Genomic DNA, 22,444 nt, shown 5'->3' with positions numbered 1-22,444 from the left:
GCTGATTCCACCGTCACACACGGATCCGGCCGCTGGCCGCAGATCGAAAGGCAGGGTCGATGAGCCGTATCGACGTGGTGGAGCTCGGTATCGATGCGATGTTGGCCGCGCTCGATTCCGGGCAGGTGACCAGCGTCGACCTGGTGTGTGCCTATCTGAACCGGATCGCCTACTACGACCGGACCGGACAGTGCCTGCACGCGATCGCGGTGCTGAACCCCGACTGTCTGGCCGAGGCGATGGCTTCCGATGCCCGTCGCCGCAACGGCACGGTCGGCGCGCTGGAGGGCATCCCGTTCACGGTCAAGGACAGCTACAAGGTGAAGGGGTTGACCGTCGCCGCGGGCTCGCCTGCCCTGGCCGATCTGGTGGCGACCGAGGATGCAGCCACGATCGCCCAGTTGCGCGCAGCCGGTGCGGTGCTGCTCGGGAAGACGAACATGCCGCCGATGGCAGCCGGCGGCGTCCAACCGGGTATCTACGACTATGCCCGCAGCCCCTACAACCCCGACTACCTGACCGCCGCCTACGGATCGGGTTCCTCCAACGGATCGGGTACGGCCACCGCGGCGAGTATGTGTGCCTTCGGGATGGCCGAGGAGACCGTCTCCTCGGGCCGCTCCCCGGCGTCGAACAACTGCCTGGTCGCCTACACACCCTCGCGCGGGGTGTTGTCGATCCGCGGCAACTGGCCGCTGCGGCCGACCTGTGACGTGGTCGTCCCGCACACCCGTACCGTCGCCGACCTGCTGACCCTCCTCGACGTCCTGGCCGTCACCGATCCCGACCCCACCGGTGACTTCTGGCGACAGCAGAAGGTGGTCGAGCTGCCCGCCCCCGAGGACGTCTTCGGCTACCCCATCGCGCGGGAACGCCCGCAGCGCCTCGACGGGCTGCGGATCGGTGTGCCGAGGATCTACATCGGCGAGGACCCGGTGCCGATCGACCCACCGGTGATCCGGCCGACCACGAAGTTGTTGTGGGAACGCGCCGCCGATGATCTTCGTGCCCTCGGCGCCGAGGTGATCGAGGTCGACTTCCCGGTGGTCTCCAACTACGAGGAGGACCGCCCGGGAGCCGTGGGTCTGCCGGCCCGCGGGCTGGTTCCGGCGAACTGGCGTGCCCTGGAGGGTGGCCCGGTCACCGCGATGGCACTGGACCAGTTCCTGGCCGTCAACGACGATCCGGAACTGCACAGTTGGGCCGATGTCGACGGTGACACCGTCTTCCCGACCGAGGACGCGCCGGTGCCGGTATGGATCACCCGCGCCCGCGGCGGTTTCGACTGGCAACGCCTGGCCGAGCTGGTGAAACAGGGATTGCCCGGCGACTACGACCAGGTCGAAGGTCTTGATCAACTGCTGACCGGGCTGGAGTCGGCACGCAGGATCGACTTCGAGGACTGGCTCGGCGAGCAAGGACTCGACCTGGTCGTCTTCCCCGCCGCCGGTGACGTCGGCCGCGACGATCTCTTCGAACGCCCCGAGAGTCTTGCCGACGCCTCCCGCAACGGCGTGGTCTACTCCAACGGCAACCGGGTGCTGCGGCACCTGGGGATTCCTACCGTCTCGGTACCGATGGGCTTCCTGGCAGACCTGCAGATGCCGGTCGGGCTGACCTTCGCCGGGCCAGCCTGGAGTGACGACCGGCTGCTGGACGTGGCATCGGCCTACGAGGGCCGAAGCCGGCGCCGCGAACCTGCCTTCCTGACCCCCACCCTGCCGAGCAACCAGATCGAGCCGGGTACCGAACGGGTCGACGCCGAGCCACCACGTTTCGAGGTACGCCTGGACCGGGATGCACGATCATGGCTGGTCGAGGTCGAACTCCTGACCCCGCCGAGCGGTGCCGACACCTCCGGGACCCAGGTCTGGGCCGACGGCCACCTGCTGCTCCCCGACCCGAACGAGCAGCATCGTCACCGGGGCAAGGTCTCGCTGTCTCGTGAACGGCTCACCGAGGAGATCATGATCATCGTCAACGATCGCGGCGCAGCTGCGTCGATGGCGCTGGTGCCGTTGCCGCAGCACTGATCCACTGCGCTGCGGCACCGCGCGCTCAGATCTCGTACTCCACCAGGCGGTGGTACCCGCGATCGCGGTAGACCAGCGGCCGCCCCTCGCCGCGCCAGGCCGAGCGAGCCTGCAGGATCACCAGCCGGGACGACCCTGCCGGGACCCTCGAGATCACGTCACCGACGATCCAACCGGCGCAGTTGTCGATCACCGGTTCCCCGCTGGGCAACGGATGCCAGCCGCCGGCGGCGAAACGGTCGATGCCGCTGGTGGCGAAACGGGTGGAGATCTCCTGCTGCCCCTCGGCCAGGAAGTTGATCACCAGGCGATCGGCTGCCTCCACCGCCGGCCAGGACGAGACCGTGGTGTTGATCGAGAACGCGACCAGCGGCGGCTCGGCGGAGACCGAGATCACCGAGGTGGCGGGGAAGCCGACATTGCGGCCCTTGCTCTGTGCAGTGATCACCGCCACCCCTGCCGGGTGCTGTCGGAAGATCGACCGGAACTGTTCGGAATCGATCACCGTACTGGTGTCCACGGGCTCTCCCGGCTCAGCGCTCATCCGCGGCCACCTCGGCGATCAGCGCGTCCACCCGGACGAGATCCTCCTCGGTCAGGGCCAGGCCCGGCACGACCTGGAGCCCCAGCTCCGACAACACCACCTGCAGGTGCTCGGTCGTCGATCCGACATGGGCCGGTGACGCGGCCAGCACCACCGGATGGACATCCCGACCGGCCAGCGCGCCGGTGCCGAACCCGTCCAGGAACACCTTCAACAACCCGGTGAAGGAGCCCTTGTACGACGGTGTCGCCACCACCAGCACATCTGCCTCGGCGACCGACTTGCGGGCCGCATCGATCGCTACGGAGTCGGCGGCGAAGAACTCGGGTGCGAGTTCACCCAGTTCGATCACCTGCGGCGTCCCCAACTCGGCCGCCAACCGGGTGGCGATCGTCGAGGTCCGGGATCCCGGACGAGGGTTTCCCGACACCACCACCACCTGCCGTGCACTGCTCATTGATCATTCTCCTGTCGTCGTGCGGCGGTTGCCACCAAATGGGGTTCGTCGACGCTGCCCGAACCGAGGATGTCGTCATCCAGTGAACCAGTCCCGGCCGAGCCGGAGAGCCGGTTCCGCACCTGCGGGATCACCTGGTCGACGAACAGTTCTGCACCGGCCCGGCGTACCGGGTCGACCAGGTCCACCTCACCGATGTGCTGGACGCTGTGCCCGAGCACCTCCTGGTGCCGCAGGATGCTCTCGGTCACCTGTGCCGGTGAGCCGACGAACCACGAGCCGTGGGCGATGGCATCGGCGAAGTCCACGAACGACGACTGCTGGGCGAAGCTGAACACCCGCCGCGGACGCTCGGCGAAGATCGGCTCGAACTCGGCCCTCGCCTGCTGCGAGGTCGGTGCCAGGTGCACCGCCGCCGATCCCGCACCGACCACCGCCGCCGACGGGTCCCGGCCGTGATCGGCCCAGCGTCGCCGGTGGTCCTCGACCAGTGTCCGGTACTGCTCCAGTCGGCCGGTGACGTTGGCCGAGAACAGTGGGTCACCGTGCCGGGCGGCGAGTTCGGTGGACCGGGTACTGGTGGCCGATCCGTGCCAGATCGGCGGGCGCTGCTGCAGGAATCGCGGTCGCACCGAGAAGTCGTTCAGCGGTGGCCGGTACTTTCCCGACCAGGTGACCGATTCGTTGTCGATCAGCAGCCTGAGCAGGTCGTACTTCTCCTCGATCCGGTCCCACTGGTCGTCCTCGTGATAGCCGAACACCTCCTGCTGCAGCGCGGTGTTGCCCTTGCCGATGATCAGCTCGACCCGGCCGTCGGAGAGGTTGTCCACCGTGGCGTAGTCCTCGTAGACCCGTACCGGGTCCAGCACCGACAGCACGGTCACTGCGGTGAACAACCGGATCCTGCGGGTACGGGCAGCGATTGCGGCCAGGAGCACCGGCGGCGAGGACACCTCGGTGTCGGGGGTGTGATGCTCCCCCACCGCAAAGGCGTCGATGCCGGCATCCTCGGCCCACAGGGCCTGGGCCACGATGCCGTCCAGTCGGGCCTTCGACGACACCTTCTGCGGGCCGTCGGCGTTGAAACCCAGCGACAGCGTCAAGAACCTCACCGGGCGGTCACCTCCACCCGGCGCTCACCGGCGGAGACGACGAAGGGCAGGTGGTTGCCCCGCGGCGGACGCGGGCAGGTGGCGTGGGCGCTGAATCCCGCAGGCAGGTTGACCGCGCGACTGAAGTCAATCTCCACGACATCTCCGGTGACACTGGCCGGTACGGTCCGCCAGGCAGGTGTCTGCCAGGTGCTCTGGGCATCGGTGAACAGCAGCACCGGCGCCGTCGGGTCACCGGTCAGCAGCAGCGAATGCGTACCCGTCGGGTGGTCGAGCACGGCGGTCCCGGCCAGCGGCAGATCGTGCACCAGCCCCGGCAGGGCGCCGTCGACCCGAACGGTCCTCGGTGTGCCTGCTGCCGGGGTCCATTCCCCGCGAAGTACCCAGCCCTCGTCGTGGACGAAGGTGGGAACACCTTGGAACCCGACCAGGCGCGGGTTGTCCGCGGCGAGCTCGCGCAGCGCGTACCGACCGGTCCGGCGGATCACCTCTCGAGCCGGTGGCCCTCGGCGGTGCTGAACGCGATCTCGGAGCCGGCCCCGGGCACGCTCAGCCGCAGCGGCCGATCGATCACCGTGCCGGAGCCGGTCGCCTGCACCGGTTCACCGCCGGGGGTGAACTCCGGTGCGTCATCGACCACCTGCCAGCTGCCACCGATACCGGCGAAGCTCTGCGGTGAGTGGTCCACCCAGTGCAGTCCGACCTGGGAGAGGAAACCCCAGGGTTCTGCCAACCGGCGTTCGCGTTCGGCTCGGAAGTTCTTCCACGCCGACGCACCTGTGGCGGCAGGCTCGGTCACGGTACGAGCAGCAGCAGTGTTCACAGGGTCTCCCAGTGTTTGGCGAGCAGCTCGTGGGAGCGCACGCGATCGTCGTGGTCGTGGGTGATGCTGGTGATCAGCAACTCATCGGCGTCGGTGGCCTCCTGCAACTGACGCAGGCGTTCGGCCACCTGGCCGGGGCTGCCGACGAACTGGGTCTGCAGGCGGTCCTCGACCAGTTCCTGCTCCTGCGGTGACCAGGGCAGTTCTGCTGCCTCGGCAGGTGAGGGATAGGCGATCGCCCCCTGCCCGGACCGGATGCTGTGTACCCAGTGCCGGTAACCGGCTGCCAGTTCCCGGGCCTCGGACTCGGTGTCGGCGACCACCACATCGGCCGAGACGATGGTCCACGGGCGGCTCAACCTGGATGAGGGGGTGAAGGCCGCCCGATATCCCTCGACCGCATCCAGCACCCCGCGTGGGGCGACGTGATAGTTGGCCCCGAAGGGCAGTCCCAGCCGACCGGCCAACTGGGCGCTCTCCCCGCCACTGCTGCCGAGGATCCAGACCTCCAGGCCTGCATGTTCGCCGGGTTGGGCGTGCAGCTCCTGGTCCTCCACGTTGTAGGTCCCGTCGAGCAGGGCGAGGATGTCGGCGACCTGCTCGGGATAGGGCTGGCCGATCTCATTGCCGGACAGGAGTTCTTGTTGGGCCCGGAATCGCGGGGAACCGAAGACCTTGCCCAGTGCCGCCGGCGGGGCCGGCAGCAACAGACCGTTCGGGGCGCTGGCCGTGCTCTGCGGTGCCGGCGGCGCGGCCGGGGGTTCGGTCCCCGGAGGCGGCCCGGACCGGCGGTGGGCCGAGCGTCCCAGCCCCAGGTCGAGCCGGCCGGGGTACAACAGGTCCAGCAGACCGAACTGTTCGACCAGGTCGAGCGACCCGTGGTTGCCGGCGAGCACCGCCCCGGAGCCGACCCGGATGGTCGAGGTGGCGGCGGCGATCAGGCCGATGGTCAGGATCGGTGCCGACCCGGCCACACCGGGATTCAGGTGGTGTTCTGCCACCCAGTACCGGTGGTAGCCGGCGGCTTCGGCCCGTTGGGCGAGATCGATCGTGTTCAGCACCGCCTGGCGGGCGTCGGAGCCCGAGCTGATCGGTGTCAGGTCGAGCACGGAGAACGGAATGGTGGTCACAGGTCAGCTCCTTCGACTGCTGCCGGCGGCGCCGGGATGGCGGCCAGCAGATCGCGGGTGTAGGGGTTCTGCGGATGGTCGAACACGTCGGTGACGCTGCCGGACTCGACCAGCCGACCGTGCTGCATCACACCCACCCGGTGGGCGATCTGCCGGACCACGGCCAGGTCGTGGGAGATGAACAGGTAGGCAATGCCGAGTTCGTGCTGCAGTCGGGCCAGAAGCCGCAGGATCTTCGCCTGCACCGAGACGTCGAGGGCCGAGACCGGTTCGTCCAGCACCACCAGATCCGGTTCCAGGGCGAGTGCGCGGGCGATCGCCACCCGTTGGCGTTGCCCCCCCGACAGTGCGGCCGGACGGCGTTCGGCGTACCCGGTCGGCAGGCCGACGCGTTCGAGCAGCTCGGCCGCTCGTCGTCGCCTCTCGGCACGATCACCCAGGCCGTAGGCCCGCAACGGCTCGGTGATCTGGTCGCTGATCGACAACCGCGGGTCCAGCGAGGCGTAGGGACTCTGGTAGACGATCTGGAAACGTCGACGCAGTTGCCGCAGCCGCTCACCCCGGGCACCGGTGACCTCGTGCCCGTCGAACACGACCCTGCCGGCATCGGGTCGTTCGAGACCGATGGTCATCCGCACGGTGGTGGTCTTGCCCGATCCGGACTCCCCCACCAAGGCAAAGGTCTCGGCCCGGCCGATGCTGAACCCGACCTCGTCGGCGGCGGTCACCACCTCGCCGCCGGCGATCCGCGGCAGGGCGAACGTCTTGGTCAACCCGGTCACCTGCAGCAACGGCTCCGAGGTCACCGCCGATCGCACCGGGCCGTCCGCTGCGGTCACGTCGTACCCCCGGGGCTCGGCCGCATCGGCACCGATGCGCACGCTGTGCAGACTGGGGGCGGCGCTGATCAACTCCTTGGTGTAGTCGTCCTGCGGGTCCCGCAGGATCTGTTCGGCGGTGCCGGTCTCGACGATCCGACCGCGTTGCATCACCGCGATCCGATCCGCCCGTTCGGCGGCCACCGCCAGATCGTGGGTGATCAACAACACGCCCACTCCGAGATCGGCGGACAAAGCGGTGATCCGGTCCAGGATCGTGCGCTGGACGGTCACGTCGAGTGCACTGGTCGGCTCGTCGGCCACCAGCAGTGCCGGTTCGGCGATCAGCGCCATCGCGATCAGCGCACGCTGCCGCATCCCGCCCGAGAGCTGATGGGGATACTGCTGTGCCCGCAGCGCGGGCCGATCCACACCGGCCGCCGCCAGTGCCTCCACCGCAGCCCGGTCCGCACCACGCCGATCGGCCAGCCGGTGCCCCCGCAGGACCTCGGCGATCTGCCGTCCCACCTTCTGCACCGGGTTCAGGGCCGACATCGGGTCCTGGGGTACGTACCCGATGCGCACCCCGGCGATCCGCCGACGCAAGCGCCCGGGCAGGCGCAGCAGATCCTGCCCCTCCAGCGTGATCCCGCCGGCAGCCACCTGTGCCGACTCCGGGAGCAATCCGACGACCGCCTGGGCGGTGGTCGACTTGCCCGAGCCGGACTCGCCGACCAGGGCGACGATCTCCCCCGGTTCGACGAGCAGGTCGACTCCGTCGACGGCCCGGACCGCGGCACGCTCGGTGCGATAGTCGATCTGCAGGTTCTGGATCTGCAACAGCGGTGCTTCGGCGTTCATACCGTTCGCTCCGATCCTTCGAGATGACGGGCCAGCCGGTTCGCTGCCAGGACGGTCAGGGCGACCACCAGACCCGGCAGGGTGGTCAGCCACCATCCGGTGTCCAGGAAGTCACGTCCGGCCGAGACCAGTGAGCCCCATTCCGGCGCCGGTGGTTTGGCCCCGTGGCCGAGGAAGCTCAGCGAGGACACCGCCAGCATCGCGGTGCCGAAATCCAGGACGGCGAGCACGATCACCGGCCCGGCCGCATTCGGCAGGATGTGCCGGAAGAGCACACCGATCGGTCGTACCCCGCAGGAGCGGGCCGCCTCGACGTAGACGCTGACCCGTACCCGCAGCACCTCCGAGCGCATCACCCGGGCACAGGTCGCCACCGACCCCAGTCCGACGGCGATCGCGACGTTGAGCGTGCCGTAGCCGAGGACGGTGATGATCGCCAGGGACAGCAACAGACCGGGAATCGACAAGATCACGTCCACACCACGCATCAGCAGTGAGTCGGCCCAACCGCCCAACGCGCCGGCCAGCAGGCCGATCAACGACCCGAGCACGATCCCGACCCCGACGGCGATCACCGTCGCCTGCACGGTCAGCCCGGCGCCGTGGACCACCCGGGCGAAGAGATCGCGACCGATCTGGTCGGTGCCGAAGATGTGCTGTGCCGACGGCCCGGACAGGTTCGGCCCGACCACCGCATAGGGGTCGACCGCAGTGAACCAGGTCGGCCGGATCGCGGCGATGATGATCATGGCCAACCAGGCCACGGCGATGATCACCGTCGGCGCGGTGATCAACGACCGCAGGCGCGGAGGTACGGACCAGCGCCGAGCCGGCCTCGGTGATCGTTCGGCGGCGCTCGGCTCGGCCCCGGCCGGACCGCACACCTGCGGTTCTCCGTCGATCGTCTGCAGCGGCGGTCGATGTTCACGAAGACTGAGGAAACTCATCGGGCACCTCCGGTGGAGACCCTGGGATCGAGCAACGGATAGACGAGGTCGACGATCAGCGTGGTGACCACCACGACGGCGGCCCCGAAGACGACGATCCCCAGTGCCAGCGGGATGTCCTGGGTGGTGACGGCCTGGGTGGTCAACTGCCCCAGACCGGTACGGGAGAACACCGTCTCGGTGACCACTGCGCCGGCCAGGAACTGGCTGACCAGGACCCCCAGCAAGGTCAGCGACGGCAGGGCCGCATTGCGCGCGACGTGGCGAAGATGGATGCCGATCGCGGAGACCCCCTTCGCCTTCGCGGTGGCGACATAACCGGCCCGTTGCTCGGCCAGCAGGCTGCGCGCGAAGATCTGCCCGATCAGGGCCGACCCGAGCGCGGCCAGGGTCAGCGACGGCAGGATCAGACTGCCGAATCCGTCATTGCCGAATGCGGGGAACCAACCGAGCCGGAAGGAGAACACCTGCAACAACAGCAGTGCCAACCAGAAGCTCGGGACCGAGACCCCCAACGACGGCAACGACAACAGCAGCTGGCGCAGCAGCGGTGAGCGCAGGTAGCTCGCCAGCAGGGCCAGACCGGCACCACCGATGATCGACATCACGATCGCCAGACCGGCGATCTGCGCGGTTGCCGGAACGGCCTGGACGATCGCCTCGCTGACCGAGCCGATGCGCATCGACTGCCCGAGATCACCGCGCACGGCATGGGCGAGACCGTCGAGGTACTGCACCCAGATCGGCCGGTCGAGGCCGTACCGTGCCCGGAGTTCGGCCACGGCCTGCTCACTCACCTGAGTCCCGGAATCACCACCGCCGGCGATGATCGCGGCCGGATCCCCGGGCAGTGCGTAGAGCACCGCGAAGGCCACCGTGTAGGCCGCCCAGAGGACACCGATCGCCTGCAGGATGCGCAATCCGAGCTGACGGAGCAGCATCAGCCTTCGGCCTTCGCCCCGTGCAGCTGCAACCGGGAGTAGGAGTCGAAGCGCACACCCTGGACTCCCTCGGCCAGGCCGAGCACGGTGGTGAGCTCGAAGACCGGGATGCCGTAGGCCTGTTCGACGATGATCCGCTGGGGCGGTCGCCGCCGCCTCGTAACGGACCTCGGTGTCGGCGGTGGAGACCTCGGTGGCGATCGCCTCGGCGAGCTGGTCGTCGTCGATCCCGAGATCGGCATTGCCGTAGTAGATGCTGCGCAGGATGTCGGGGTCCGGGCGGGTGCTGTTGCCCCAGCTGAGGTCGAAGTCGCCGGTGGCCTGGACCTCCCGCAACTGGCCGATCTCGAACTGGCTCAGTTCGACCTCCACGCCCACCGTACGCAGCTGCTGCTGCAGCAGTTCCAGTGCCGGTTGGTTCGGATTGAAGTTGGTCGCCCAGATCGCCTTCAGGCTCAGCCGCTGGCCGTCCTTCTCCCGGATGCCGTCGGCACCGGGTACCCAGCCGGCCTCGTCGAGCAGTTGGTTCGCCGCGGCCACGTCGGTGGTCAGTTGCGCCGACAGGTCGGTCCATCCGGGGGTGGTTGCCGCCAGGGTCGAGGTCGCCACGGGGAAGGAGGGACTGAGCACCGCATCGACCACGGCCTGTCGGTCGACCGCCTTGGAGATGGCCTGGCGTACCAACGGATCGGCGGTGATCGGCCGGTTCGTGTTGACCGTCCAGCTGAACACCTGCCCCGGGTTGGCCCGGGACTGGATCGTGAAGCCGCTGCTCGCCAGGTTCTCCTCGTCCTGTGCCGGCACGCCGCCGATCGCATCCACCTGACCCGACCTGAGCGATCCGGTACGTACCCCGGATTCGGGAATGATCTTGAACTCGAGCTGCGAGCTGGCCGCGGCGGTGTCTTTGTCCTCCCACAGTGACGAACCCCAGGCGTAGTCCTCACGCCGGGTCTCCACCACCTCGGTGTTCGGTGTGTAGTGATCAAGGACGAACGGCCCGGTGCCGATCAGATTGTCCTGGCAGCGGTCGGCCGGTGCGGTCTCCAGCGACGACGGTGCGAGCAGGCCGAGGAAGTGGCTGGCCGTGGCTTGCAGGAACGGCGCATTGGGCTCGTCGAAGATCACCTTGGCGGTCAGCTCGTCGACCACCTCGGTCTCGGCGTAGTCGGTGAGGAACTGCAGGGAGGTCGGTTGCTCGGCACCGTTGGCGATCACCTCGTCGAAGTTCTGCTTCACGATCTCGGCGGTCAGCGGGGTGCCGTCGGAGAAGGTGACACCCTCGCGCAGGTGGAAGGTGTACTCGGTCGCATCGTCATTGGCCTCGAACGACTCGGCCAGCCAGGGCACGATCTCACCGGTCTCGGGATCCTGGTCGGTGAGCGAGTCGACCAGCTGCCGCGACGGGTAGGCCGCATCGTTGTTGCCGGCGACCCGGGGTTCAGGCAGCTCGGATCGGAGGCCAGGGCGAAGCTGAAGGCATTGTCGGCGTCCGGTTCGTCGGCCGCCGTGGATCCACCGGCACAGCCGGCCACGGCCAGGATCAGCAGGCTTGCACTGACTGCGCCGATGGCAGGTCGGGCGAATCGGGTCATCTCGGGTCCTTGTCTCAGGGAGTGGGTCATTGCCGGGTAGTCGTGTCGTGCCGGGTACTCGTGTCGTGCCGGGTACCCGTGTCGTTCCGGGTACTCGTGTCGTGTTGGTCGTGATCGCTGCGCTCGGGTGTTCGTCGGCAACAGCCGCTGCAGCGGCTCAGGCCACTCCGCGTTCGTTCGCCGGTGCACCGACCCGATGGGCGGCGGGATCGGCCTCGGGCAGCAGCCCGGCTGGCGGCAGGCCAAGGTTCTCCCGGAGCGTGGAACCGGGGTACTCGGTGCGGTAGACGCCGAGATCCTGCAACTCCGGTACGACCTTGTCGACGACCTCGTCCAGCCCGGAGGGGGTCAGATGCGGTACGAGGATGAAACCGTCGGCCTGTCGGTCCTGGATCGCATCGCTGAGCGCCCGCGCCACCGTTCGGGGTGTGCCGACGAAAGTGCGTGACGCCGAGACCTCGATGATCAATTCGCGGATCGACAGGTTCTTCTCCTCAGCAATCGTCCGGTAGCGCTGTGCCAGGTCACCGGCGTCATTGCGCCGCGACAGACCCTGCACCAGCGCCGGCCGATCGACATCGGGGTCGAAGCTGGGCAACGGACCGTCGGGGTCGAGATCGGAGAGATCGCGGTTCCAGACATGACTCAGCAGCGCCAGAGCGGTCTGCGGGGTGATCTGCCCCTTCCGGATCAGGTAGTCGTTGTGCTCGGCCTCAGCCTGGCTGTCGCCGAGGGCGATCGAGACCCCGGGGAAGATCTTCAGGTGTTCGGGATCGCGACCGAAGCCGGATGCCCGAGACTTGAAGTCGGCATAGGAATCCCGTCGCTGTTCGGCGGTCTCCCACCAACGGGCGAAGATCCCGTCGGCGGTACGGGCACCGAAGTCGCGGCCGTCGGCGGAGTCGCCGGCCTGCAGCACCACCGGGTGCCCCTGTACCGGGCGCGGGGTGTCGAAGCGGCCGCGGATGTCGAACTGCGGGCTGTGCCGGACGACCAGGTCCTCGGCACAGGGCAGCCGGGAGTCCCAGAACTGGCGTACCGCAGCGACCTGGTCGGCGGCGCGGACGTAGCGGTCGGCGAGGTCGAGATAGCCGCCGCGACGGAAGTTCTCACCGGTGAAGGCGTCGGCGGAGGTGACCACGTTCCACCCCGCACGCCCGTTGCTCAGCAGGTCGAGGGTGGCGAACTGGCGGGCGAGGTCGGCCGGTTCGTTGAAGGTCGCGTTGATCGTCCCGATCAGCCCGATCCGGTCGGTGACCGCAGCCAGCCCGGTCAGCACCGGCAGGGTGTCGGGACGGCCGACCACGTCGAGGTCGTGGATCCTGCCGGCACGTTCGCGCAGCCGGAGTCCTTCGGCGAGGAAGAAGAAGTCGAACAGGCCCCGTTCGGCGGTGCGAGCGAGCTGGACGAAGGAGTCGAAGTCGATGTGGCTGCCCGAACGCGGATCGGACCACACGGTGTGATGGTTCACACCCGGGAAGTGGGCGGCCAGGTGGACTGGTCGAAGTTCGTCGGTCATGGGTCCCTCAGGCAGTGATGGAGTGGTTCTCTACGTAACGGTTGACCGCCGGCGGCAGCCCGAAGCGCTGACGCAGACTCAGCGCACTGCCGGTCGCCAGCCCCGCGGTCTGCAGTTCCGCTGCGCTGTCGACCAGCAGGTCGAGCAGGGCGAAGGGGTCCTCGGCCCGCAAGTTCAACCCGGCGTGGGGGTGCCCGACCGGGAGCTGTTCCAGCAGCGGGCGGTCGGGGTCGACGGTGAGGTCGAGCACCGTCCGGCGGCCATCGGTGGTCGTCTCGACGGTGTCCTCGTCGACCAGCAGGATGTCGGCGAACTCCTGGACCGGTGCGGTGTCCACGCCGGCTGCGACGAAGGTGACCGGCTGGCGCTGCGGTGGTGCCGGGGTGATCGACGGACCCTTGACGCTGAAGTGGCGGCCCTCGAAGTCCACGTAGTGGAGTTTGTCCCGGTCGATGAACCGGCCTGTCGCCACGTCGCGGATCTCGGCATCGGCCTCCCAGGAGTCCCACAACCGCTGCACCACATCGGCGACCTCGGCTGCCTCCTCCCAGGCCTCGTCCGGTGACGGCGCCGGGCGGAGCCCGACGATCTCGGCGGCCGCGTCGGTGGTGTCGACATCGACCACCCAGCCGGCGCGGGGCGCGCCACGCCAGGCGCTCAGGTGGTCGATGGTGGCCAGCGCCTTCGAGATGTGGAACGGCTCCAGGTGGGTCACCTGGACCTTCGGCACCACCGCGACCGTGAAGGTCAGCGGTGCGAGCAGCGAGGCGACCAGCAACGGGTCGAGGCGCGATCGCCCCGATCCGGGTTCGATGATCAGGAAGGAGAGGTGCGCAAGCTCGGCCGCGGCAGCGAGGTCACGCCACTGGCCCGGATCCAGGTGGGACCCGATCGCCAGTCCGAGCTGTACGTCGGGGCCCGTACCCGTTGAGGTCTGTACGCATTCTCTAGTTTGTAACTAGAGTTTGTTCATTCCATGAGACCGGTGGAGATTTCAGGAAGCAACCCCGACAATCCCTCGCGGCAGCCAAGGGTGCGGCGGCAACGATCGTTCACCTTCCCGCATCCCTGCAGCCCCGACACAGGCCACCCCGCACCCCGGGGCACCAGCCACGCCGGGTCGAGGCCGCGGACGGACCGGCCACCCGCACCGATCCTCGGCGCGCCCACCCCGCGGGCGGCGCTGCCCTGCGACAATCGAGCGGTGATCCGCGCCGCCCTCGCCAAGCTGCCCCGGCGCGCGTGGTCGGTGACCGTGCAGGTGATCCACGACTGCATCAGCTTCCGAATGATCGGACTGGCTGCCGAGTCGGCCTTCTTCGCCCTGCTCTCGCTGCCGCCGATCGTCTTCGCCCTGGTGGGCATGATCGGCTTCGCCGTGAATCGGTTCGAGCCGGCGACGATCGACGAGATCCGTGACCAGATCCTCGGCATCGCCGAACAGTTCCTCACCAGCGAGACGATCGACAGCCTGATCGCGCCGACGATCGATGAGGTGTTGTCCTCCGGCCGATTCGACGTGGTCTCCATCGGTTTCGTGATCGCCTTGTGGACGGGGTCGCGGGCGATCGCGGTACTGATCGAGACGGTGACCTTGATGTACGGCCTGGAGAACCGCGGTTTCGTCCGCCAGCGGGCACTCAGTTTCCTGGCATTCCTGGCGATGCTGATCGCCGGCGCGATCTTGATTCCGCTGATGCTCAGCGGACCGCAACTGATTGCCGACCTGTTGCCGACGAGACTGGAGTGGTTGGTCGACCTCTACTGGCCCGTCGTCGGTCTGGGATTGCTGGCCATGGTGACCACGATGTTCTTCGTCGCGGTGCCGCGCCGCGAGCGTTGGATCGGCCATCTGCCCGGCGCCGTCTGGACCGTGCTCATGTGGGTGTTCGGCAGCCAGTTGCTGCGCGTGGTGCTGGCGATCAGCAGTGACTCCACCTCCATCTACGGACCCCTGGCCGCCCCGATCGCCCTTCTGCTGTGGCTCTACCTGATGTCGCTGGCGATCCTGATCGGCGCCTCGCTGAACTCCGCGATCTCCCCGCTGGCCGACCCCGACACCGGCTCCGGTGAAACCGATCCGAGCACCGCCGACCCGAACGCCGAGGACTCGGACCCCACCGACTCGAACCCCACCGACTCGAACCCCACCGACTCGAACCCCACCGACGCAGACATCTCCGGCCCCAACGACGCAGACATCTCCGGCCCCAACGACGCAGACATCTCCGGCCCCAACGACGCGCACCCCACCGACGCAGACGTCTCCGGCTCCACCGACGAGGACGAGTGCGGTCGCACCGCCCGCGCGGCCCCCGGGGCGTCGTCACCATCGAACCCCGAGACGACCAAACCTGACAGCGGCACTCATCCCGACACCAGCAACCGCGACACCAGCAACCGCGACACCAGCAACCGCGACACCACCCATCCCGACGACGCGGCACCACTGGGCAATGGACACCCCCGGACCCACTGAGCCCGGACAACGACGGCCCGGCACCGCCGACCCCGCGCACCGAGCACCTCACACCACCGGGCCCACGCACCGAGCACCTCACACCACCGGGCCCACGCACCGAGCACCTCACACCACCGGGCCCACGCACCGAGCACCTCACACCACCGGGCCCACGCAGCAACCCCCTCGCACCACCGGGCCCACGCAGCAACCCCCTCGCACCACCGGGCCCACGCACCGACCCCCTCGCACCACCGGGCCCACGCACCGAGCCCTCCGGCGACGCTCAGCACGAGCGGCGAGCACCTCGGAACAGCTGCAATTTGCCCCGGGACTTGGACCGAATCCCGGATCCTGCACTCGATCGGCAGACATTTCTCACGTCCCAAACCCGCGGCCTGGTGCGTCTAATCCCAGTATTTGATACGCAATCTCATATTTTGGTATCTCAGCTTGTGGACGCCTGTCCGAACCGCGAGAGTTGGCCCCATGAACGCACCCACACTGGTCCTCTTGGCCGCTGGCAGCTCTGATACCCAGGTCAACCAGGTCACCCACGCGATGCGTGTGGGGCTGCAGCAGATGCGTCCCGATCTTGATGTGCAGGCTGCGTTCCTCGATCACTGTCCCCCGACCGGCCCGCAGGTGGTCTCCTATCTGGCCAAGTCCGGAGTCAAGGAGATCGCCTTCGTCCCCCTGTTGTTGTCCAGCCCGTTCGTCACCGACCCGCGCGTGAGTGAACTGGTCCAGCGGACCGCCGCCACCCACCCGCAGATCCGGACCGCCGTTGCGGGCCCGATCGGCCCGGAGGCGGGGCTGCTCAACCAGGTCGATACCCAGCTGCGTCTGGCAGTTCGGCGTCGGGGAGTCAGCGAACTGGACGGCCTGGTCCTCCTGGCCGATGGCCAGCCCGACTCCCGGGGAGCCTCGTTGCTCGCCCGACGAGCCCGGCAGTGGGGGCAGCACCACAAGCTGCCCGCGGTGCCGGTCTTCACCGAGTCCGGTCCGGCCGCGGTGTCCGAAGCCATCGCCACCTTGCGCGAGCAGGGACGTCGACACATTGCGGTCGGCTCCCTCAGTCTGTCCAGCGATCAGAGCTGGTTGGCCTGCGCCCGTCAGGCGCAGCGACTCGGGGCGGTCGCGATCGGGCAGCCGCTCGGCGCCGATCCGGCGGTACTGGATCTCGCCCTGGCCCGCTACGCGGTGGCAGCCATGGATCTGATCGACTTCGGATTCGGTGAGATCGGTTCCGACGCCGAGATCAAGCCATCGCTCAGCGTCGTCGGCTGATCAACAACACATCCACCACGCCGGCAGGTGCCTTCGGGCGCCTGCCGGCACTTCTTTGTCCGGTGCGATCCGCCCAGCCAGCCGGCACTCTGCTCGGCACAAAGAGTCGGTTTTCGGCCACTGCTGCCGTATAGGGCAGCAGTGGCCGAAAAGCGACCTCAAATGCCGACATCGCCGCCGACGACGGCACCTACCATCACCCGTCAACCTCAGATGGTCTGCAGCAGCGCCCTGCGTTGTTCGGCCACGTCGAAGTCCGCCGGCGGCCAGCCGAGGTTCAGGCTCCTGAGCTGCTCGGTCAGCAGCTGCGCGACCGCCCAGTTGCGGTACCACTTCCGATCGGACGGGATCACGTACCACGGCGCCACCTCGGTGTGGCAACGCCGAAGGACATCGGTATAGGCGAGTTGATACCGGTCCCACTTCGCCCGGACCTGCAGATCCCCGGGGTTGTACTTCCAGTGCTTGTCCGGGCGATCGAGCCGCTCCATCAGCCGCTCCCCCTGTTCGGTGTAGGACACGTTGAGGAAGCACTTGATGATCTTGGTGCCGGATTCGGCCAGTTCGGCCTCGAAGTCGTTGATCCGCTCGAACCGGGTCTCCCACTCCCGCTTCGGCACCAGTCGATCCACGCGGACGACCAGCACGTCCTCGTACTGCGAGCGGTCGAAGATGCCGACCATGCCCGGTCCGGGTACCTCACGCCTGATCCGCCACAAGAAGTCGTGGGAAAGTTCCTCTTTCGTGGGCGCCTTGAATCCCTTGATCGCGACTCCCTGCGGATCCATCAGGCCGGCCGCGTGGCGAATCACCCCTCCCTTGCCGGAGGTGTCCATCCCCTGCAGGATCACCAGCACCGACGGTGCGGTTCGCGGTTGCGCCCGGCCGGCTGCGAACAACCGCTCCTGCAGACCACCCAGCTCGGTGGCCAGTTCCGCCATCAGTGCCGGTTGCTCCTGCTTCCCCTTCTTCGACGGGAAACCCGGCGTGGCTCGTGGATCGTGGCCGGCGAGGTTCACCGGACCATCGGGCAGTCGGAGCAGGTCGGAGATCTGGTCAGCCATGGGCGTCATCCTGCCCCAGTGTGCCGCGGCCGACTAGGTTGACCCCCATGGATCTGCCCCTGAAGCCGCCGCTGAAACCCATGCTGGCGGCAACCGCGGACTCGATCCCCCAGCACATGGCCTACGAACCGAAGTGGGACGGTTTCCGGGCGCTGATCTTCCGTGATCACGAGGAGGTCCGGATTTTCAGCCGTTCTGGCAACGAGCTCAGCGCGTACTTCCCCGATGTGATCGTCGCGGTCAAGGAACAGTCCCCCGCGCGCTGCGTCCTGGATGGTGAATTGGTCGTGATCGACGGCAACGGCCTGAAGTTCACCCGCTTGCTGGAACGATCCGGTTCGGCTCCGTACAAGATCAGCAAACTGGTCGCATCGCGTCCGGCGTCGGTGATCGTCTTCGACCTGCTCGCACTGGACGATCGCTCACTGCTCGACCAGCCCTACGCGGTACGCCGCGAGCTGCTGGAACATGTGCTCGCCGATGCCGAACCGCCGATCTGCCTGAGCCCGATGACGACCGACATCGAGGTCGCCGAGCAGTGGTTCGACGAGTTCGAGGGCAATGGGCTCGACGGGGTGATGGCCAAACCGCTCGACGGTCGCTACCACCCCGGCCTCCGGTCGATGTGGAAGATCAAGCATCGCCGCGACGCCGATGTCGTGCTGGGCGGGTTCCGGTTGCACAAGAACTCCTCCCCGAGCAGACCGCTGCTCGGAGTGATGCATCTGGGGGTGTACGACGAACGTGGTCGCCTCAATTGGGTGGGGGCCTGTTCGGGCCTCGGCTTCACCCTCCGCGAGCAGTTGTTGGAGGTACTGCTGCCACTGGCACTGAGCCCGGGCACCCCGCAGTGGGATGCCCATCCGTGGACCGGCCCGCTCACCCCGGACTCACCACGGCGCCCCACGCCCGGGCCGCGCAGCGGCGGACCGGACGAGGACACCTATCTGCTCGAACCCGAACTCGTCTGCGAAGTGGTCTACGACCACCTCGAGGATGATCGCCGGTTCCGCAGCAATGCCGCCTTCGTCGGTTTCCGGCCGGACAAACTGCCCCGGGAATGTACCTTCGAGGCGCTCGGGGTACGAACCAGTGTCGATCTGCGCTCGATCCTCGGACCGCTCTGAGACCCGGGCCAACTGCGCCGCCCGAAGTTGGGCGCCGCAGCAGCGCCTCGGGACGAAGCAACCTTCCGTGGATTCGCCAGCGGGGATCGGCCTGCAGCCGAGACGAACTCGGTCGCCGGGACGATTCGATCGCCCATACAGGCGGCGCAGCGTACCGACCGGCCGATTCGGCACGGCCCTGATCAGGAGCCGCCGCGGATCTCCTCGGGATTGGTCAGACGCCAGCCCATGCCCGGATCGTCGATGGTCGCCGCGGAACGCAGCGGGACCTCGTCAACTTGGCCGTTGACCGACACGACGTACTCACCCAGGCTCGCACCTGCCTCGACGGTCTGGATCTCCGGTGTCACGACCTCGGTCTCGACCTCGACCGGGCCCCAGGCCCGTACCGTCAGGTCCTCGGTACTGAGCAGTTCGGTGTCCTGTCCCCAGACGGTTCGCGCGGTCGCAACGCTCTGACCGCTGTGAGTGAGTTCCACGGTGGAGAACTCGTCGTTGAAGCTGGGGATCAGTTCCAGCAGGTCGTCGTTCAGCACACCGTGACTGGGGGCTCCAATGATCGCGCCGACCATCGTCACCAGCTGACCGTCGACCTCCTGATCGAAGGAGAACAGCAGGCAGGATCCCGCCTGAGTGGTGGTACCGGTCTTGATGCCGTCGATCCCGTCTCGCCCGAGCAGCGCATTGGTGCCGTCGACGGTGCCCACTCCGTCGATGGTCGCCGACTCCAGCGCCACGATCTCGGACAGGTCGGGATCGGCGACCAACAGCTGGCCCAACCGCAGCAGATCCTCCGGCGTGCTGACGGTCTCCGAGGACAACCCGCTGGAATCGGCCATGACCGTGTTCGGCATCCCGTGCTCGTCCAGCCAGGTACGCGAGCGCTCCAGGAACTCGTCGTAGGACCCGTAGGCCCAGATCGCCAAGGACTTCGAGTAGTTGTTCGCCGAGGGGACCAGCACCAGGGTCAGCGCCTCCCGTTCGGTGAGTTCCAACCCGGCGCTGACCGGTGCATTCGACCCTCCCGCGGCGATCGTCTCCTCGTAGTAACCGACGTCCTCGGAGGTGAAGGTGATCATCTCCCCGTCGCCCCCGTCGAGGGGTTCGGCGTCGACGATCATCAGTGCTGTCACCACCTTGGCGATGCTGCCGATGGGGACGGCATCGGCAGAACCGAAGCTGACCAGGGGTGCGAGTGCGGCGTCGGGGTCCTGCAGGCCGGTGGCGCCGTCGTAGCCGAGCGCGGCAACGGCACCGGCGCCGTAGTCGGGCAGTTCGACCTCGGCATCGTCGGTGGGAGCCTCGATCTGTGGGGCGGTCGTGGTGATCGCAGCGGCCGGCAGCGGTGCCAGCGCAGCACTGCCGACGTACCAACCGCCACCCCCCAGCACGGCCAGCACGAGCAGGACAACGGTGGCGATCAGCAGCCGGCGACGGGAGTTCGCGGGGCCGGATCGGCTGCGGCGGGGGCTGCTCGTGGGCGACACCCCGGGAGCCTAACCGGCCGGTGTCGGGTGAGCCGAACCCTGAACCGACGACCTCACGATTCTGCCGCCCAGTTGGCCGGGTTCTTCCTGCTCGGACGATCGCCTCGATGCGGGCTTCGATCCTGTCGAAAAGGCCTTCAGGTCCACCCATGTCGAGATGCCGCCGTCGGTGTGCACCAGCGAGAAGGCCTTTGAGCCTCAGCACGGCACCTCCTAGCCCAGACACGACAAGGCCCCGGGGGGTTTCGCTGGCCTGCGCCGCTACGCCGTAGATCCCGGGGCTCTCTGTCAGTGGTCAACTCTACGCTTTCGTTCCGACAAGACCAACCGGAGGATCTGGCATGTCGCGGGAGCAGAGGACGCTGCTACAGCTGCTCTCGGCTGCCCGCATGGCGCCCTATCTTTCCGTATGCGACGGCGACTGGGAGCAAGCAATTGGCCTCTACGACTGGAACGCCAAGGTCTCAGCCGCCTTCTTTGAGTCCCTCCACTACCTCGAGGTCGGTCTTCGCAACGCCATGGACGAGGCTGCATCGACCTTGATCGAGACCTCATGGCTCAGGCCGGATTCGTCCGTGTTGACCCCGCGGTCCCGTAAGGCTGTCGTCATCGCGCTGGCCCAGGCGGGAGGAAGTGCCGCGCCCCACGGCAAGATCGTTGCCGAGCTGCCGTTCGGGTTCTGGTGGTCGCTCCTCGCCGACGAGTACAACCGCCGGCTCTGGCAACCAGCCATACGGTACGCGTTCGAGGGGCAGGTGCGGCGCCGCAAACTCCACGCTGAGCTTGACGACCTCCGACGCCTGCGCAATCGGATAGCCCATCACGAGCCGATCCACAGTCGCGACCTCCAGGCCGACTTCGCTCGCGTCATCAACATCTCGAACCGCATCGGCGCGAGTCTCGGAGCTCATATCGCCGGGACCTCGCGCGTGCCACAACTGCTGTCGGCCGACCAGCGCCCTTAGCTCTGCTTCTCGATCCGGTTGCCATGTTCGTCCCAGTGCTCTGCCACCTTCTTGGATGGCTGCACGCGCGGCGGCTCACCTGGCTGCTTGGGATAGTCCGGCGGGAAATTGAGCTCTCCGCCTTCCAGTTCCTCCCAGAGTTGGAGCAGCGGATCCAAGGAGAACGCTTCGGCGTCCATGCCCTCCCAAGGGTCGCCGTCCTTCAGGTAGTCAGGCACGGTGACGAGATTGTAGTCCTGAGGTCGCTTGACCGAGGCCAGGTGTTCCCACGTCATGGGTGTGCTCACCGGCGCACCAGGCCTTGCTCGAAGCGACCACGCGCCGGCCACGGATCTGTCCCTGAGGTTCTGGTTGTAGTCGAGGAAGACCGAGCCGGCAGGACGCTCTTCCTTCCACCATTTCGTCGTCACGCCGCTGTCCCTCAGCTCCAGCTCGCGGCCAAGACCGATGGCCGCGTGCCTCACTTCGTCGAAGCTGTAGCGAGGCTCGATCCGAACGTGGATGTGGATGCCTCGGTTGCCACTGGTCTTGGCGTAACCCCGGAGACCGAGTTCTTCGAGCAACTCCTTCGTCACCGCAGCAACCCTCTGCGCATCGGCGAAGGTCGCGCCTTCCTGCGGATCCAGATCGATGCGTAGCTCGTCGGGGTGGTCCACATCGGAGCGCCGCACGGGCCACGGGTGGAAGGTCAGGGTCCCCATCTGTGCGGCCCACACGAAATCTGCTGGCTCCTTCGGGCAGAGCTCTTCGGCAGTGCGCCCGCTGGGGAACGTGATCTGGACAGTCTGGATGTAGTCCGGCGCGCCCTTCGGCAGGCGCTTCTGGTAGAAACCGTCACCCTCTCGGTCCTGTGGACCGAGAGCGAGGCGCATTCCCTCGCGCCATCCATCGGGCCACCGTTCCATCGCCGTGGGGCGTTCTCCAAGAGCCCGCACGAGTGGCTCACCAGTGGCCGTGAAGTAGCGACACACGTCAAGCTTGGAGATGGCAGGCGTGAGGTCGGTGGCTTCGAAGATCATACGGTCGGGGCTGGAGACCCGAACGACACGAACGCCAACCTCGAGCTGCGCTGCTGATGCTTTAGCCACTGTTCAGGTCCTCACCGAGCAAGCCGCTCACTGCGGTCTCGAACACTGGGATGCCGAGGCGATTGCTCCGCTCCGCAGCCTCAGGCGAGCGGTCGACGTCGATCATCCGGGGCTTCGTGGCCATGCCGGCAACACTAGGCGATCGGCGGTACGGAATAGGCTGGGGTGGGCCGACGTTTCGT

The 22,444-nt window shown here is 67.7% G+C and carries 20 protein-coding genes; 5 read left to right on the top strand and 15 right to left on the bottom strand.

The genetic code is table 11. From position 1 onward, the window contains the following. Positions 1-59: 59 nt before the first annotated feature. On the top strand, positions 60-2,033 hold the full coding sequence (locus CLV29_RS04465; RefSeq protein ID WP_133753832.1) for an amidase: 1,974 nt from the start codon (positions 60-62) through the stop codon (positions 2,031-2,033). A 25-nt stretch (positions 2,034-2,058) separates the two neighbouring features. Here CLV29_RS04465 and CLV29_RS04460 read toward each other — a convergent pair whose 3' ends face one another. From CLV29_RS04460 to CLV29_RS04410, 11 genes are all read right to left on the bottom strand, one after another. Continuing rightward, positions 2,059-2,577, bottom strand: coding sequence for a flavin reductase family protein (locus tag CLV29_RS04460; protein WP_133753831.1), 519 nt, complete (start codon positions 2,575-2,577; stop codon positions 2,059-2,061). Continuing rightward, positions 2,567-3,034 (bottom strand): NADPH-dependent FMN reductase, encoded by a 468-nt coding sequence (locus CLV29_RS04455; RefSeq protein ID WP_133753830.1) that lies wholly within the window; start codon positions 3,032-3,034, stop codon positions 2,567-2,569. The genes CLV29_RS04460 and CLV29_RS04455 overlap by 11 nt, the downstream gene beginning before the upstream one ends. Then, a complete protein-coding gene (locus CLV29_RS04450) occupies positions 3,031-4,146 on the bottom strand; it encodes an LLM class flavin-dependent oxidoreductase (protein WP_133753829.1) in 1,116 nt (371 codons plus the stop codon). Before CLV29_RS04450 ends, CLV29_RS04455 begins: the two co-directional genes overlap by 4 nt. Continuing rightward, on the bottom strand, positions 4,143-4,634 hold the full coding sequence (locus CLV29_RS04445; protein WP_133753828.1) for a DUF1684 domain-containing protein: 492 nt from the start codon (positions 4,632-4,634) through the stop codon (positions 4,143-4,145). Before CLV29_RS04445 ends, CLV29_RS04450 begins: the two co-directional genes overlap by 4 nt. Beyond that, the gene (locus tag CLV29_RS04440) at positions 4,631-4,969 is read right to left on the bottom strand and encodes a hypothetical protein (RefSeq protein ID WP_133753827.1); all 339 of its coding nucleotides are present in this window, start codon (positions 4,967-4,969) and stop codon (positions 4,631-4,633) included. The genes CLV29_RS04445 and CLV29_RS04440 overlap by 4 nt, the downstream gene beginning before the upstream one ends. Beyond that, complete coding sequence (locus CLV29_RS04435; protein WP_133753826.1) at positions 4,966-6,099, bottom strand: LLM class flavin-dependent oxidoreductase; 1,134 nt, start codon at positions 6,097-6,099, stop codon at positions 4,966-4,968. Before CLV29_RS04435 ends, CLV29_RS04440 begins: the two co-directional genes overlap by 4 nt. Then, on the bottom strand, positions 6,096-7,778 hold the full coding sequence (locus CLV29_RS04430; protein WP_133753825.1) for a dipeptide ABC transporter ATP-binding protein: 1,683 nt from the start codon (positions 7,776-7,778) through the stop codon (positions 6,096-6,098). Before CLV29_RS04430 ends, CLV29_RS04435 begins: the two co-directional genes overlap by 4 nt. Beyond that, positions 7,775-8,725 (bottom strand): ABC transporter permease, encoded by a 951-nt coding sequence (locus tag CLV29_RS04425; RefSeq protein ID WP_133753824.1) that lies wholly within the window; start codon positions 8,723-8,725, stop codon positions 7,775-7,777. The genes CLV29_RS04430 and CLV29_RS04425 overlap by 4 nt, the downstream gene beginning before the upstream one ends. Further along, a complete protein-coding gene (locus tag CLV29_RS04420; protein WP_133753823.1) occupies positions 8,722-11,016 on the bottom strand; it encodes an ABC transporter substrate-binding protein in 2,295 nt (764 codons plus the stop codon). The genes CLV29_RS04425 and CLV29_RS04420 overlap by 4 nt, the downstream gene beginning before the upstream one ends. A gap of 402 nt (positions 11,017-11,418) precedes the next feature. After that, positions 11,419-12,780, bottom strand: a complete 1,362-nt coding sequence (locus CLV29_RS04415; RefSeq protein ID WP_133753822.1) for an NtaA/DmoA family FMN-dependent monooxygenase — start codon at positions 12,778-12,780, stop codon at positions 11,419-11,421. Positions 12,781-12,787: 7 nt separating this feature from the next. Continuing rightward, positions 12,788-13,597 carry an LLM class flavin-dependent oxidoreductase gene (locus CLV29_RS04410; protein WP_243831865.1) on the bottom strand — a complete coding sequence of 270 codons (810 nt, stop codon included), beginning with the start codon at positions 13,595-13,597 and terminating at the stop codon, positions 12,788-12,790. Positions 13,598-13,984: 387 nt separating this feature from the next. Between CLV29_RS04410 and CLV29_RS04405 the strand changes: the two genes are divergently transcribed. Further along, on the top strand, positions 13,985-15,259 hold the full coding sequence (locus tag CLV29_RS04405) for a YihY/virulence factor BrkB family protein (protein WP_166649124.1): 1,275 nt from the start codon (positions 13,985-13,987) through the stop codon (positions 15,257-15,259). A 471-nt stretch (positions 15,260-15,730) separates the two neighbouring features. Beyond that, positions 15,731-16,531, top strand: coding sequence for a sirohydrochlorin chelatase (locus CLV29_RS04400; RefSeq protein WP_133753819.1), 801 nt, complete (start codon positions 15,731-15,733; stop codon positions 16,529-16,531). 209 nt (positions 16,532-16,740) lie between these two features. On the opposite strand, the gene CLV29_RS04395 is transcribed toward CLV29_RS04400, so the two are convergent. After that, complete coding sequence (locus tag CLV29_RS04395) at positions 16,741-17,595, bottom strand: PPK2 family polyphosphate kinase (RefSeq protein WP_208292748.1); 855 nt, start codon at positions 17,593-17,595, stop codon at positions 16,741-16,743. 47 nt (positions 17,596-17,642) lie between these two features. On the opposite strand from CLV29_RS04395, the gene CLV29_RS04390 reads away from it, so the two are divergent. Next, on the top strand, positions 17,643-18,722 hold the full coding sequence (locus CLV29_RS04390) for an ATP-dependent DNA ligase (RefSeq protein WP_133753817.1): 1,080 nt from the start codon (positions 17,643-17,645) through the stop codon (positions 18,720-18,722). 182 nt (positions 18,723-18,904) lie between these two features. On the opposite strand, the gene CLV29_RS04385 is transcribed toward CLV29_RS04390, so the two are convergent. Continuing rightward, positions 18,905-20,209, bottom strand: a complete 1,305-nt coding sequence (locus CLV29_RS04385; protein WP_133753816.1) for a D-alanyl-D-alanine carboxypeptidase family protein — start codon at positions 20,207-20,209, stop codon at positions 18,905-18,907. Between the two features lie 341 nt (positions 20,210-20,550). Here CLV29_RS04385 and CLV29_RS04380 point away from each other — a divergent pair, with 341 nt between their 5' ends. Beyond that, positions 20,551-21,174 carry a hypothetical protein gene (locus CLV29_RS04380; protein WP_133753815.1) on the top strand — a complete coding sequence of 208 codons (624 nt, stop codon included), beginning with the start codon at positions 20,551-20,553 and terminating at the stop codon, positions 21,172-21,174. On the opposite strand, the gene CLV29_RS04375 is transcribed toward CLV29_RS04380, so the two are convergent. Both CLV29_RS04375 and CLV29_RS16955 read right to left on the bottom strand, forming a co-directional pair. Continuing rightward, positions 21,171-22,262, bottom strand: coding sequence for a DNA polymerase domain-containing protein (locus CLV29_RS04375; RefSeq protein WP_133753814.1), 1,092 nt, complete (start codon positions 22,260-22,262; stop codon positions 21,171-21,173). The genes CLV29_RS04380 and CLV29_RS04375 overlap by 4 nt on opposite strands. Beyond that, positions 22,255-22,386, bottom strand: coding sequence for a hypothetical protein (locus CLV29_RS16955; RefSeq protein ID WP_279586451.1), 132 nt, complete (start codon positions 22,384-22,386; stop codon positions 22,255-22,257). The genes CLV29_RS04375 and CLV29_RS16955 overlap by 8 nt, the downstream gene beginning before the upstream one ends. Between the last annotated feature and the right edge of the window lie 58 nt (positions 22,387-22,444).

The sequence above is a fragment of the Naumannella halotolerans genome, from assembly GCF_004364645.1.
Classification (GTDB): Bacteria; Actinomycetota; Actinomycetes; order Propionibacteriales; family Propionibacteriaceae; genus Naumannella; species Naumannella halotolerans.
This window is presented reverse-complemented; position numbering and strand designations above follow the sequence as displayed.

Bases quoted from the DNA above. Each gene is read 5' to 3' on its own strand.
- CLV29_RS04430 (WP_133753825.1), bottom strand. From the start codon at position 7,778: ATGAACGCCGAAGCACCGCTGTTGCAGATCCAGAACCTGCAGATCGAC.
- CLV29_RS16955 (WP_279586451.1), bottom strand. From the start codon at position 22,386: ATGGCCACGAAGCCCCGGATGATCGACGTCGACCGCTCGCCTGAGGCT.
- CLV29_RS04415 (WP_133753822.1), bottom strand. From the start codon at position 12,780: ATGACCGACGAACTTCGACCAGTCCACCTGGCCGCCCACTTCCCGGGT.
- CLV29_RS04465 (WP_133753832.1), top strand. From the start codon at position 60: ATGAGCCGTATCGACGTGGTGGAGCTCGGTATCGATGCGATGTTGGCC.
- CLV29_RS04390 (WP_133753817.1), top strand. From the start codon at position 17,643: ATGGATCTGCCCCTGAAGCCGCCGCTGAAACCCATGCTGGCGGCAACC.
- CLV29_RS04395 (WP_208292748.1), bottom strand. From the start codon at position 17,595: ATGGCTGACCAGATCTCCGACCTGCTCCGACTGCCCGATGGTCCGGTG.
- CLV29_RS04380 (WP_133753815.1), top strand. From the start codon at position 20,551: ATGTCGCGGGAGCAGAGGACGCTGCTACAGCTGCTCTCGGCTGCCCGC.
- CLV29_RS04425 (WP_133753824.1), bottom strand. From the start codon at position 8,725: ATGAGTTTCCTCAGTCTTCGTGAACATCGACCGCCGCTGCAGACGATC.
- CLV29_RS04455 (WP_133753830.1), bottom strand. From the start codon at position 3,034: ATGAGCAGTGCACGGCAGGTGGTGGTGGTGTCGGGAAACCCTCGTCCG.
- CLV29_RS04400 (WP_133753819.1), top strand. From the start codon at position 15,731: ATGAACGCACCCACACTGGTCCTCTTGGCCGCTGGCAGCTCTGATACC.
- CLV29_RS04460 (WP_133753831.1), bottom strand. From the start codon at position 2,577: ATGAGCGCTGAGCCGGGAGAGCCCGTGGACACCAGTACGGTGATCGAT.